The sequence below is a fragment of the Micromonospora sp. NPDC048935 genome (assembly GCF_043197875.1).
Lineage (GTDB): Bacteria > Actinomycetota > Actinomycetes > Mycobacteriales > Micromonosporaceae > Micromonospora.
In genome coordinates this window covers 20027-32473 of record NZ_JBICTZ010000004.1, presented here as the reverse complement: position 1 = coordinate 32473, position 12447 = coordinate 20027, and the positions used below count along the sequence as shown (strand labels likewise).

General features: G+C 70.3%; 14 protein-coding genes and 1 tRNA gene. 9 read left to right on the top strand and 6 right to left on the bottom strand.

The genetic code is table 11. The annotated features are described in order from the left end of the window. Positions 1 to 82: 82 nt before the first annotated feature. Entirely contained in the window at positions 83 to 520 is a 438-nt protein-coding gene (locus ACGFIW_RS13380; protein ID WP_393314161.1) for a YbaB/EbfC family nucleoid-associated protein, read from the bottom strand. 106 nt (positions 521 to 626) lie between these two features. Here ACGFIW_RS13380 and ACGFIW_RS13375 point away from each other — a divergent pair, with 106 nt between their 5' ends. Then, the gene (locus ACGFIW_RS13375; protein WP_393314158.1) at positions 627 to 1463 is read left to right on the top strand and encodes a class I SAM-dependent methyltransferase; all 837 of its coding nucleotides are present in this window, start codon (positions 627 to 629) and stop codon (positions 1461 to 1463) included. 367 nt (positions 1464 to 1830) lie between these two features. Here ACGFIW_RS13375 and ACGFIW_RS13370 read toward each other — a convergent pair whose 3' ends face one another. Then, entirely contained in the window at positions 1831 to 2073 is a 243-nt protein-coding gene (locus tag ACGFIW_RS13370; protein WP_393314155.1) for a flavin reductase, read from the bottom strand. Between the two features lie 200 nt (positions 2074 to 2273). Here ACGFIW_RS13370 and ACGFIW_RS13365 point away from each other — a divergent pair, with 200 nt between their 5' ends. The 3 genes from ACGFIW_RS13365 (at position 2274) to ACGFIW_RS13355 (ending at position 3907) form a co-directional block, all read left to right on the top strand. Then, positions 2274 to 3041, top strand: coding sequence for a Scr1 family TA system antitoxin-like transcriptional regulator (locus tag ACGFIW_RS13365; RefSeq protein WP_393314152.1), 768 nt, complete (start codon positions 2274 to 2276; stop codon positions 3039 to 3041). Further along, positions 3032 to 3223 carry a DUF397 domain-containing protein gene (locus tag ACGFIW_RS13360; RefSeq protein WP_393314149.1) on the top strand — a complete coding sequence of 64 codons (192 nt, stop codon included), beginning with the start codon at positions 3032 to 3034 and terminating at the stop codon, positions 3221 to 3223. The genes ACGFIW_RS13365 and ACGFIW_RS13360 overlap by 10 nt, the downstream gene beginning before the upstream one ends. Positions 3224 to 3349: 126 nt before the next feature. Beyond that, entirely contained in the window at positions 3350 to 3907 is a 558-nt protein-coding gene (locus ACGFIW_RS13355; protein ID WP_393314146.1) for a hypothetical protein, read from the top strand. Here ACGFIW_RS13355 and ACGFIW_RS13350 read toward each other — a convergent pair whose 3' ends face one another. Further along, complete coding sequence (locus ACGFIW_RS13350; RefSeq protein WP_393314143.1) at positions 3908 to 4798, bottom strand: SDR family NAD(P)-dependent oxidoreductase; 891 nt, start codon at positions 4796 to 4798, stop codon at positions 3908 to 3910. Positions 4799 to 4945: 147 nt separating this feature from the next. On the opposite strand from ACGFIW_RS13350, the gene ACGFIW_RS13345 reads away from it, so the two are divergent. Continuing rightward, positions 4946 to 5545, top strand: coding sequence for a TetR family transcriptional regulator (locus tag ACGFIW_RS13345; RefSeq protein ID WP_393314140.1), 600 nt, complete (start codon positions 4946 to 4948; stop codon positions 5543 to 5545). A 69-nt stretch (positions 5546 to 5614) separates the two neighbouring features. Continuing rightward, entirely contained in the window at positions 5615 to 6109 is a 495-nt protein-coding gene (locus ACGFIW_RS13340) for a hypothetical protein (RefSeq protein ID WP_393314138.1), read from the top strand. A gap of 13 nt (positions 6110 to 6122) precedes the next feature. On the opposite strand, the gene ACGFIW_RS13335 is transcribed toward ACGFIW_RS13340, so the two are convergent. After that, positions 6123 to 7250 carry an alpha/beta hydrolase gene (locus ACGFIW_RS13335; protein ID WP_393314135.1) on the bottom strand — a complete coding sequence of 376 codons (1128 nt, stop codon included), beginning with the start codon at positions 7248 to 7250 and terminating at the stop codon, positions 6123 to 6125. A 28-nt stretch (positions 7251 to 7278) separates the two neighbouring features. Further along, complete coding sequence (locus tag ACGFIW_RS13330; protein ID WP_393314132.1) at positions 7279 to 8892, bottom strand: carboxylesterase/lipase family protein; 1614 nt, start codon at positions 8890 to 8892, stop codon at positions 7279 to 7281. A 181-nt stretch (positions 8893 to 9073) separates the two neighbouring features. On the opposite strand from ACGFIW_RS13330, the gene ACGFIW_RS13325 reads away from it, so the two are divergent. Continuing rightward, on the top strand, positions 9074 to 10009 hold the full coding sequence (locus tag ACGFIW_RS13325; protein ID WP_393314129.1) for a TetR/AcrR family transcriptional regulator C-terminal domain-containing protein: 936 nt from the start codon (positions 9074 to 9076) through the stop codon (positions 10007 to 10009). An 80-nt stretch (positions 10010 to 10089) separates the two neighbouring features. After that, positions 10090 to 11271, top strand: a complete 1182-nt coding sequence (locus ACGFIW_RS13320; RefSeq protein ID WP_393314126.1) for an ice-binding family protein — start codon at positions 10090 to 10092, stop codon at positions 11269 to 11271. Between the two features lie 88 nt (positions 11272 to 11359). Here ACGFIW_RS13320 and ACGFIW_RS13315 read toward each other — a convergent pair. Continuing rightward, positions 11360 to 11446: transfer RNA gene (locus tag ACGFIW_RS13315), tRNA-Ser, on the bottom strand. 75 nt (positions 11447 to 11521) lie between these two features. Here ACGFIW_RS13315 and deoD point away from each other — a divergent pair. Beyond that, positions 11522 to 12229 carry a purine-nucleoside phosphorylase gene (gene deoD / locus ACGFIW_RS13310; RefSeq protein WP_030328147.1) on the top strand — a complete coding sequence of 236 codons (708 nt, stop codon included), beginning with the start codon at positions 11522 to 11524 and terminating at the stop codon, positions 12227 to 12229. Positions 12230 to 12447: the final 218 nt, after the last annotated feature.

The following is a 12447-nucleotide window of genomic DNA, read 5'->3' as shown; positions in this document are numbered from 1 at the left end:
TGCGGATCACCACCCGCCGTGCTGCTCGCCCGGACCGTCCACCGCAAGGTTGGCGTCGACCTCGAACCCGCCGCTCAGCGGATCACCATCGGCCGGGCTGGTCGTCCGGGTCGTCCACCGGGGGGTTGGCGTCGCGCAACTGCTGCCCGACGCGTTCGGCGATTGCCCGTGCCGCGGGCGAATCCGTCCCCAGGGTGTCGCCGATGATCTCCTGAGCGCGGTCGGCCAGTTGCCGCTTTGCCACACCGATCGTGTTCATGATCGTCCGGGCGACGACATCGGGCGCGACCCGTTGGACCCGCTGGCCGAGCTGTAGGTCGACGAGCGCCCCCGCCGAGTCGACGGTGACCTCCACCAGCCCGTTGCCGTCGGCGACCGTCACCCGTAGCTCCTGGATCCGGTCACTCATCGCGTCGGTGGCGCTCGCCAACTGGTCGAGGCGCCCCTTCCACTCCGCCAGCCGATCCATGGCGCCGTCCGGGTCCAGGAGCCCTCCCGCGTGTGGAACCTCGGCAGTCATGTGTCCCCTCGGTCGCTCAAAGTGATCATGGTGAGCTGAGGGAGATTAACATGAACCGGCGTTTATGTGAGGCGTCACAAGTCGTCCTCGTGCTCTCATCGACGTCGTGACCGACGCGACGTGGCAGTGGGACGAGACCTTGTACGCGGGCAGCGCCCGCCACTACAGCATCGGACGGCTGCCCTACCCACCCGGTCTCGCCGAGGCCATCCGCAGCGCGCTCGACCTCGACGGCACCGGTCGACTCCTCGACGTGGGCTGCGGACCCGGATCGCTGACGCTGCTGCTCGCCCCCCTGTTCGAGACGGCGGTGGGCGTCGACGCCGACCAGGACATGCTCACCGAGGGCCGACGCAGGGCCGGCAGTGCCGGGGTGACGAACGTCGAGTGGCGACACCTACGCGCCGAGGCACTGCCGGCCAACCTGGGTACGTTCCGGGTGGCCACGTTCGCCCAGTCGTTCCACTGGATGGACCGCCCGCTCGTGGCTCGCCGCGTCCGCGACATGCTCACGCCCGACGGGGCCTGGGTCCACGTCGGCGCCAACACGCATCAGGGTGTGGCCGGGGACGACCCACTGCCGTACCCCCGAGCGCCCTGGCAACAGATCAACGACCTGGTGGCGAGCTACCTGGGGCCGGTCCGCCGGGCCGGCCAGGGGTTGTTGCCAGCGGGCACTCCCTCTGGTGAGGGCGAGATCATGCGCGAGGCGGGCTTCACCAGCCCCACCCAGATCGCTGTCGAACAGGGGTTCGTCGTGGAACGCACCGTGGACGAGATCACCTCCGCGGTGTTCTCGCTGTCCAGTTCGGCACCACACCTGTTCGCCGACCGGCTCCCGGCCTTCGAGGAGGATCTGCGCCAACTCTTGACGACCGCCGCACGGGACGACCGCTTCGCCGAGCGGCGAGGCGACATCGAGGTGGCGATCTGGCGCCCCTGACATCCAGGGCCGCCACGGGAGGCGTGCGCACGAGGAAGTGGCCGACGCCTCCGTGCAGCCGGTCCGCGCCTGACATCCGGGGCCGCCACGGGAGGCGTGCGCACGTTGCGCGCCCGACAAGAGGTGCCCCATCCGTGGGGCAGCTCTACAGGTGGTTGCGGGCACAGGTGGGTGCGGGCCCAGACGAGGCAGCACGGGCGGACGCGGACGCCGCAGCACGGGCGGGCCCAGACGAGGCAGCACGGGCGGACGCGAACGCCGCAGCACGGGCGCGGCCAAGCGAAGCAGCACGGGCACGGCGCCCGCGGGCGAAGCAGCACGGGCACGGCGCGGGCGAAGCAGTGCGGGCCCAGACGAGGCAGCTCGGTCAGGCACGGGCGCGGGCCCAGGAGAGGAAGCGGTCGCGCAGGCGGGCCGGGTCGATGTCGGTGAGGTGTTCGCCGGCCTCGGCCTGAAGTGTCGCCAGGTAGACGGTCAACGCCAGCCGATCGTGCCGGTACTCGCCGAGTAACCGCAGCTTCGCCGCCGAGCACGGCCAGGCGATGCCGCACGCCGCGCAGCGCCAGGTGGGGCGGGTCGGCAGGTGGTCCCGGTGGCGGCGGCGGGGCATGGGCTGGCCTCCTCGGGCGCTGGAAGGGTGCCGCCCCGCCCTCCCCGTCGGGGCGGCACCCGAACTGACGCCGACCACCGGGCTTCTGCGCCTCCACCGGCCGCGCCGTCTTCTGCAAACCACCCTCCGGCGCGTCATCAGACAACTACACCGCGTATCGATATGGTTTCCAGACATCAGAGACATCCGATGGAGGAGCCGTGAACGACGCGTTGCGGGTGGCGCTCAGCGACACCGGGCACACCACCGAATCCCTCGCCGAGACCGTCGGCGTCGACCCGAAGACCGTGGGGCGCTGGTTGGCCGAGGGGCGCATCCCCCATCCCCGGCACCGCCTGGCGGCAGCGGAAGCCCTCCGCAGGGATGTGAAGGACATCTGGCCGGACACTTCGAGACGTCGTATCCCCATCTGGTTCCGTCCGTGGCAGGAGATCGAGCGGGAGGCGGTGGCCCTGCGGTCGTACGAATCGACGGTTCTGCCGGGGTTGCTGCAAACCGAGGCGTACGCCCGGGCGGTGCTGAGCGGCGCGGGCCTGATCCCCCGGGGCGAGATCGAGCGGCATCTCGCGGTCCGGATGGGCCGCCAGGGCGTGCTCAAGCGGGACGACCCGCCGCAGTTCACGGCGGTCATCGACGAGGCGGTCATCCGCCGGCCGGTGGGCAGCCGGTCGATCATGCGCGAGCAACTGCTGGCCGTGGTGGCGGCCTGCGCCGAGCCGCACATCCGGGTGCACGTGGTGCCCAGCACGGTCGGCGCCTATGCCGGCCTCAACGGGCCGTTCGTGATCGCGCACAGCCATGACCACCGGGCCGCCGTCTACCTGGACAACCAGCTCCAGGGACAAGTCGTTAGCGACCCGGACGACATCGCGACCATAATGGCGGCATGGGAGAACGTGCGCGGGGAGGCGCTGTCCCACCGGCAGTCGGTCGATCTCATCATGGAAGCGGCGGATTCATGGAGCTGAACGGCGCCCGTTGGCGCAAGAGCAGCCGCAGCAGCGGCAACGGCGGCAACTGCGTGGAGGTCGCCGACAACCTGGCCGACGTGGTCGGCGTACGGGATTCCAAGGACCCGACCGGCCCGGCGCTCGCCTTCGCGCCGACGGCCTGGCGCGCGTTCGTCAGCCAGCTCGCCCGGCGGGCCTGAACGGCCCGACGACTCGGCACCCCCTCTGACTGAGCCCCCGGCACCGGTACGGTTCCAGGGGTCGACGGACGCGTAATCTCGTCGTACACATGTTCTATCCACAGGCTGTGGACGACGGAGAGGTGGATGGGTTACCAGCTCAGCGCGGTGGTCGCGGACGCCGAGCTGCTCCGGGAGCAGACCGCCGAGCTGGATCACGCGGTCCTCGGCGAGTTGCGTCAGGACTTCGCGCTGCTGCCGGTCACCCCGCAGTTGATCGTCGAGCTGACCGGCTCTCTGCCGGATTACGCGGCGGACGATCCCAGCGTCGCGCAGCCGTTCGGGCTGGTGCTGTCGCCGCCGCTTGTCGAGCTGCTGTCGACCTGGTCCACGTCGGGGCCCGTGGCGTACCTGGAGGCGGAGTTCTCCGGCGGCGACGGCCACCAGGCGGCGGCGGTGTGGCTGGGCGGGACGCTGTCGTGGGGCCCACACTTCGACGACGTCTTCGACGCCCCGCGCGACAGGTGGCCGATCAACTCGGCGCTGACGCGGCTCGGCGCGGAGCCGGGTGCGTGGATCGACCCGTTCGCCGAGCTGGGGTTGCACCTGGAACGGAACACCGACGGCTGGTTGGCGCACGGGCGGCGTCGGCTCAGCGCCGACTACTGGGACGAGCTGGTCGAGCAGTGGGAGGAAGACCGCTGACTACGCCGCCGGGTCGGCCTGGCCGGCGAGCTTCTCGCAGAGCGTCCAGATGCTGTCGCGGTTGTGCTTGTCGAGGACCGCGTCGGGCCACGGGGTGCGCCGGGACCGGCTGTTGACGTAGGTCCGGTGCATGCCCTGTGCCTGCGGGCTGGAGGCGAGGTAGATGCTTGACTTCGACGCCTTGACCACCGCCCGGTGTCCGTAGAGGACCGGCAACGCCAGACGGAGCAGCGGGACGACGGGCCGCGCCAGCGTCGGGTAGGTGTTGATGGTCAGACCCTGGTTCATCGACGTGTACGCGTGGCCGGGGTACGCCACGTTGAGGGTCACGCTGGTGCCGGTCAGGCGTTCGGCGAACGTGTAGCTCATCGCCATCAGCGCCAGCTTGGTCTGGTTGTAGAACGACAGCCCGACGTAGGACTTCTCGCCCTGTAGGTTGTCGAGGTCGATTCGTCCTCGCGGGATGCCACCGGTGATGTTGATGACCCGGGCTGCGGGGGCACGTGTCAGCGCCGGCAGCAGCAGGTGGGTCAGCAGGTACGGGGCGATGACGTTGGCGGCGAAGGTGGTCTCGACGCCATCCTCGGTCAGTTCGCGTCGCTCCCTGGTCACGCCGACGTTGTTGATCAGCACGTCCAGGCTGCCGTACCGCGCGGTCACCTGATCGGCCAATCGGCGCAGATCCCGTCGCCGGGTCAGATCGGCGGTGAGCGTGTCGATGTTGCCGTTGCCGGTGTCGCGGTGGAGCTCCACCGCCGCAGCGGCTGCCCGACCAGGGTCGCGCCCGACGAGGACGACACGGGCGTCGAGTCGCGCCAGGCCGCGGGCGGTCTCCTTGCCGATTCCGCCCGTGCTGCCGGTCACCAGGACGGTTTTGCCGTTCAGCGTCATCGCTGCCGCCTCCCTCTGCTCAGGTGGGGATCAATATACGACACCGAGTGACACGTTCGACATCCGATGTTGTGAAGTAGACTTCGGTGCGTGGCCGATGGACTACGTGAACGGACGCGGCGCGCGGTTCGCGCGGAGCTCGCCCGGGTGGCGCTGGGCCTCTTCACGGCACGAGGGTTCGACGAGACAACTGTCGACGAGATCGCCCAGGCCGCCGGGCTGACCAAACGGAGCTTCTTCCGCTACTTCCCGGCCAAGGAAGACGCCGTGTTCGGCGGGGTGGACGTCACCGGCGAACAGGTCGTCGAGGCCATCCGCGCACGGCCCGCCGACGAGGACCCGTGGGAGTCCCTGCACCAGGTGCTGAGCCAGTGGGAACGACAGATCCACACGTCCGAGCAGACGCTGGCCAGCCTCCGCCTGATCGAATCGACTCCGTCACTGCATGCCCGCCTGCACCAGAAGCGGGCACAGTGGCGTCGACAGGTCAGCGACGCGCTGCGCGATCGACCGGGCGTGCGGCTCGACCCGTTCGACGCGGAGCTCCTCACCAACGCTGCGGCCGCGATCCTCGACACGGTTTCGCAGGAATGGCTGCGTTCCGACGGCACCGCCGACCGAGCTGCGCTCCTTGACCGCGCCTTCGCCTTTCTGCACCCGGCAGCCACTATCCGCGGACACGACGCCGGTCTTTTCGCGACATCCACCGCACGCCGCGCAGAAATACGGAGACCGGCAGCAACCTGAACGCTCCCGTCCCGTTGGGGACTGGGGGATTCCATGAAATTGCGACAATTTGCTTTTATTGCCACGCTGATGACGGCTGCCTTGATCGCTGGCAGCGGAGTGCCGCCGACCGGGCCGATCCCGGACGGCCAACCCGCCAGCAGCGTGGAGATCATTGACCTGAACGGCCTGCGCAACATCGAGTTCGGTGCCAGCGAGGCAGAGCTGACCCAACGCGGCATCCTGCTGACCAACATGGATGCGTGCGGGCCGATGCTCGCCGGCCACGACACGGTCAGCCCGGTCTTCATGGAAGACAGGCTGGTGCTGCTCTGGGTCGGTGCGCCGATGCGGACACCGGAGGGCATCACCACCGGGACGCCCATCGACCAGGTCTGGGCCCGCTATCCGCTTGTCACCCGACTGCGCGCTCCGCACGGGACGCACCGCCTGGACGGGCTACTCGCCCGCAGCGGCGACCGCGCGTACCTCTTCCTGCACAACGGACACACCGTCCAGAAAACCATCGCCGGGTACGCGGACTGGGCCCGCCGCCTCTTCGAGGAGGGTGCGGGCCCATGCTGACCGGCGCAACTTGTCAGGGTGCCGCGGTGCCGACGCAGTCGAGGTCGCTGGCCGGCAACGTGCCATCGGCAAGATAGGCGATGACCAGACCGTCCACGCACGCGTTGCCGTAGTTGCCGAAGACCCCGTGAATCCGGGCATCGCGCAGGGTGAGCAGCCGGGAGCCGGTCAGCGCCCGGTGCATCGCCTGGCCGTGCCGGTAGATCGTCCGGGTGTCTCCGGTCGACTGCACGATCAGGGCGGGCACGGCGTTCCGCACGACGGTCGGCCGTTCCCGTGGCTGCTGCGGCCAGAAGGCGCACGGAGTGATCGCCCTGGTCAACTCCCCGAATCGGGGTTCGCTGGCGCGATGCGTACGGATGTCGCGCCAGTAGTCCTCCGGATCGCGGGACACCGGCACGTCACCACAGAGGATCGCGGCCTGCACGCTGCCCGTCGCCGACTCGGCGCCGGTCAACAGGAACGACACCGTGTCCGCCAACGACGCGGTGGGTGTCGCCGAGCCCGTCGTCGCGGCCTGCCGAAGCACCTGGACCGTCTGGGCGAGATCCGCGTGGGTCTCGTCCCGGTCGTCGCTGAGCCGGTTGAGCAGCAGGAACGGCAGCGACTGTCGGTCGACCTGATAATCGCCCACCCGCAGCGGACGACGGGTCGCGGCGGCCCAGATTCCGTCCACGACGGCCAGCACCTGCGGGCCGGTGCTGCCCAGGCCGTACCGGTCCTGGTGGCGGGCCACCCAGTCGGCCCAGTCGCGTAGTGCGACCTCGTTGGCGGGCCCGGCCTCGCGCAGCACCCGCGCGCCGTAGCTCTCCGGATCGACCGCGCTGTCCAGGACGACCCGATCCGCGCGCTGGGGGAACATCTGCGTGTAGACCGCACCGAGGTACGTGCCATAGGAGTAGCCGAGGTAGGACAGCTTCGACTCACCGAGCACGGCCCGCAGGAGATCCATGTCGCGGGCCGTGTTTCGCGTGGTGGCGTGGGGGAGCAGGTCGCCGCTACGACGAGCGCACCGGGCGGCGAGATCCCGCTCGAAGCTGGTCAGCCGGTCGAAGGATGCCCGGTCCGGCCCGGCCGAACGGGTGAAGGTGCCGGTCGGCCAGCCGCAGTCCAGTGGGGGCCGACGGGCGGGCCGGTCCACCGAGGACCGGCCCGCCCGGGTTGCGGCATCAGCGCAACGACCGCCAGAAGTCGTACGAGTGGGCTGCGGCGAAGCCCGTGGTGCCCGATTCCCCGCCACCGGCGAACACCCGCACGTACGGGGCGGCACCGCGCAGTCGAGGCCAACTGGCCCGACCCGTCCGGGCGAAGTCGCTCCAGACCCGGACCATCTCGTCGGAGAGCCGCTGCTGGGCAGGCGTGAACGCCTCGGCGTAGTCGACAGTGAACAGGTACGGCAGTTCGGCGCAGTGGTACGCCCCGGTGGGGAAGGTCGGCTCGGGCCCCTTGGTAAAGAACGGCGCGTCGTCGTCGGCGAACTCGTAGAGGTACGTCGGCACCCGTGGAGCGAACGCCAACGCGGCGGAGTAGATCGGCTCGGCGTAGTCGTGGTCGGTCAACACGGCCCCCAGCGTCTCGCTGGCAAACCGCTTGTCGTCGCGGGGATAGCGGGCCAGCACCTTCTCCGCCCGGTCGCCGAACATTGCGCGTACCTGGTCCCGGTACTGGTCGTCGGTGAGCGGGCACGACTCGGCCTCATCTCCCGGCTGCGGCTGCGGCTCCGGGCAGTTCAGGCCGCTGTGCTCCATGCCCCACACCACGAGACGGGACTCGTCGCGATTCATGCCGGTCAGCACCGACACCTGGTGCAGTTTCCCGGTGGCCAGCGCGTGGGCCGGGTCCACCGGCAACGTGCGGCCGTCGACGACCGGGCCGAGGTCGACACCCGCACCCGGATAGCCGGCCGTCTCGACCAACTGGGCCGGGTCACGCCCGCGCAGGCAGGCGGCGACCGTACCCGGGTCGACGCAGCCGATGTTCGTTGCGAACTCTTCGGCCGCCCTGGCCGCCTCCACCCGGGTCTGCACCGGGTTGGCGCACGAGTTGCTCTGCATGATCGCGCGGTGGAACAGGCCGGCGGAGCCCGGCGCGGCGAGGTGCGCGCAGACGCTTGTCGCCCCGGCGGACTGGCCGAACAGGGTGACGTTGCCCGGGTCACCCCCGAAGGCCGCCGCGTTACGCCGCACCCAGCGCAGCGCGGCCTGCTGATCCTGCAAGCCGAAGTTACCGGTGACCCCACCCGGGCCAGCCAGCGCCGGATGCGCCAGGAACCCCAGCGCGCCGAGCCGGTAGTTCACCGTGACGACGACGACATCGCCGCCGGCCGCCAGCCGCTGCCCGTCGTACACGTCTCCCCTGCCGAACCGGAAGTCACCGCCGTGCAGCCACACCATCACCGGTCGGGGTGTCCGTGCGGCGGTACGCGGGGTCGTGACGTTCAGGTGGAGGCAGTCCTCGGAGTCCGCGGCACGATCCATCGGAAGCCCCTGCAGTTGGGCGCAGGCGGCACCCGGCTTCGTCGCGTCCCGGACACCGGCCCAGACCGGACCGGGCTGCGGTGCTGCCCAGCGCAGCGCGCCCAGCGGCGGACGGGCGTACGGGATGCCCTGGAACGACAGGTGGTCCGCCGAGACGCTGCCGCGTACCGTGCCCTGGTCGATGCGGACGACGGCCGCGCCGCGTCGGTCGTCGGTCGCCGCGGCCGGGCCGACGGCCATCGCTGGCGCGAGGAGCGCGACGGCGCCCAGCACGACGGCCCAGCGGGGGTACGGAATTCTGGTCATGACTCTCCTCATTCGGCAAAGCTGGTACGGCGTACGCACCGCGTCGTGGTGAGCATGCCGATCCGTCAATCGCTCACCCAGAGAGCTCTAGTACGCCGAGCCGGATCACCGGCGACCATCGACGGGGCGACCCTCGGCGCTCTAGTGCGCTACGGTCATTTCCGACCGCCGGGGGGGCACCGTGACCGAGATCGACGACTCCACTCCTCCCTATCTGCGCATCGTCGGGGAGTTGCGGCGGCGCATCACGTCGGGCGAGCTGGGCCCCGGCGACCGGGTGCCGTCCACCCGCCAGATCGTTCGGGAGTGGGGGGTCGCCATGGCGACCGCCAGCCGGGCGCTCACCCTGCTCCGCCAGGAGGAACTGGTCCGGGCGGTGCCCGGGGTGGGCATGGTGGTGACCGGCCCCGAGTCGACGCCGGCCGGTCGGTCCGCGCGAGGCGACGCGCGTCAGCGGTCCGCCCGCGGGGTGACCCGCGACCAGGTGGTACGAACCGCCACCGAGATCGCCGACGCCGAGGGGTTGGCCGGGCTGAGCATGCGGCGCATCGCCACCGAACTGGACGTGCCGACCATGTCGCTGTACCGGCAGGTGCGGGGCAAGGAGCAGCTTCTGCTCCTGATGGCGGACGCCGCGTTCGCCGCCCACCGTCTGCCCCGCACGCTCCCGGTCGGGTGGCGAGCCCAGTTGGAGCTGCTCTGCCGGCTTCAGTGGTCGATCTACCGCCAGCATCCCTGGCTGGCCCAGGTGATCTCGCTGACCCGGCCGCTGATGGCCCCGCACGCCGTCGCGCACACCGAGTGGGCGCTGCGTGCCCTCGCCGGACACGGCCTGGACCAGCACACCCAGCTCCATTTGGTGGTCGCCCTTGCCAATCACGTACGCGGCACGGCGGTGAACCTGCAACAGGGGGCGGAGGCGGAACAGGACACCGGCCTGACCGACGACGAGTGGATGGTGACCCAGGCCGAGGTGTTGGCCGGCCTGTTCACCGCCGGCGAGTTCCCGCACCTGGCGCGGCTGTCCCGTGCGGAGATCGATCTCAACGTCGACAGCCTCTTCGAGTTCGGCCTGCAACGCCTGCTCGACGGGGTGGCGGAGCTTCTGGAACCTTGACGGATCAAGCCCTTTTTGTGGTGTTGTCTGCCAATATGAGGCGATAAGAGGCTTTCAACCGTCAAGCGTCCCGAGGAAACATGGCGATCTCCAGCAGCACGGCCACGTTCCACCGGATCACCGGGATGCCCCGGGTAGCTTCTGCCCTGACCCTGGTGGGCGCGATCACCGCCCTGGCCGTGCTGGCCGTCCCACGTAGCGCGAGTGCAGCCGAGTTACCAGTGCCGCTGGGCGCCGCCACCAACTTCGCGGTCCTCGCCGGCACGACGATCACCAGCACCGGGCTCAGCGTGGTCAACGGCGACATCGGCGTGAGCCCGGGCACGGCGGTGACCGGTTTCCCCCCGGGCCAGCTGAACGGATCACTGCACGCCAACGACGCCGCCGCCGTCGCCGGCCAGAGCGATCTGGCCATCGCCTACAACGACGCCGCCGGGCGAACGACCACCGAGGTCGTCTCGGACCAACTCGGTGGGACCACCAAGACCACCGGGGTGTACGAATCCGTGGCGGGCACCTTCGACATCACCGGGGACCTGACCCTCGACGCGGAGGGCGACCCGAACGCCGTCTTCATCTTCAAGGCCACCACCACGCTCATCACTGGCGCGTCGAGCACGGTGAACCTGGTCAACGGCGCCCAGGCGTGCAACGTCTTCTGGCAGGTCGGCAGCTCCGCCACGCTGGGCGCCAACTCCACGCTGCGCGGCAACCTGCTGGCCTTCACCTCGATCACCGTGGGCGCGGCGCTCGCGGTCGACGGCCGCACCCTCGCGATCAACGGCGCGGTCACCATCGACACCGCCACGATCACCCAATCGACCTGCGCGGCACCCGGGGATCTGTCGATCAGCGCACCGACGACAGCCGGCCTGGGCAGCGCCAACCTCGGCGGAGTCGTGTCGGGGAACCTGGGCCCGGTCACGGTGACGGACGAGCGCCTGCTGTCCGCACCGACCTGGATCGCGACCGTCGTCGCGACGGACTTCGTCACCAGCGGCATCCCGGTGCACACGATCTCCAACGCCAACGTCTCCTGCTGGTCGGGGCCCGCCACCGCCACCAGCGGGATCGGCACCTTCACCTCGGGCCAGCCCACCGCCGGCGACGCGGAGATCATCAATGTCGAACGGACGGCGTTCACCCTCACCAACGGCATCGGCAACAACTCGGCGACCTGGAACCCCGTCGTCTCGGTCCAGATCCCGCTGACCGCCGTCGCGGGCGCCTACTCCGGCACCGTCACCTTCTCGGTCGCCTGACGGTGGCGCAGCCCGGGGACCCGCCGGCACCTACCGAGAACGCCCGGCCGATCCTCGCGGATCTGCCGGGCGTTCTGGCACTTCAGAGCGGTGGCGGAGGGATTTGAACCCTCGGAGGGCGTTAACCCTCACACGCTTTCGAGGCGTGCTCCTTAGGCCGCTCGGACACGCCACCGCCGACGAGGGTACAGGACCGCCGGTTCCGACGCCGAACCGGTATCGCCCACGCCGGCCTGGCAGGATCTTTGCCATGAGTACGCACATCGGCGCGAAGCCGGGCGAGATCGCCGAGCGGGTCCTGATGCCGGGCGACCCGCTGCGGGCCAAGTGGATCGCGGAGACCTACCTCGAGGGCGCTACCTGCTACTCGACGGTCCGGGGCATGTTGGGCTTCACCGGCCGCTGGAACGGTGTCGAGGTTTCCGTCCAGGGCTCCGGCATGGGCATGCCGTCCGCCTCCATCTACGCCCACGAGTTGATCAACGAGTACGGCGTGAAGACGCTGATCCGGGTCGGCTCCTGCGGCGCCCTCAGCACCGACCTGCAACTGCGCGACGTGGTGGCCGCGATCGGGTCGTCCACCGACTCGAACATGAACCGGATGCGCTTCGACGGGTTGATCGACTACGCCCCGGTGGCCGACTTCGGGCTGCTGCGTACCTCGGTGGAGGTGGCCGAGCGGCGCGGCATCAGCATGCACGTGGGGCCGATCCTGGCGGCGGACGCCTTCTACACCGACCGGCCGGACCTCTACGACACCCTCGCCGACTACGGCGTGCTGGCGGTGGAGATGGAGTCGGCGGCGCTCTACACGATCGCCGCCCGCTTCAAGGCCCGCGCGCTGACCGTGCTGACCGTCAGCGACCACATCAAGACCGGCGAGAAGACCACCTCGGAGGAGCGGGAGCAGACCTTCAGCCAGATGGTCGAGATCGCCCTCGACACGATCATCGCCTGACCGCTCGGCCGGCAGGACCCCGAAGAGCGGGATGACGGGCGCGATCCGTCATCCCGCTCTGTCGCATCTGACCGGCCCGCCACCGCCGGCCCGCCGGTCGCACGCCAGCCCGGCCGGCCCGCCGGTCGCACGCCAGCCCGGCCGGCCCGCCGGTCGCACGCCAGCCCGGCCGGCCCGCCGGTCGCACGCCAGCCCGGCCGGCACGCTGGTCGCACACC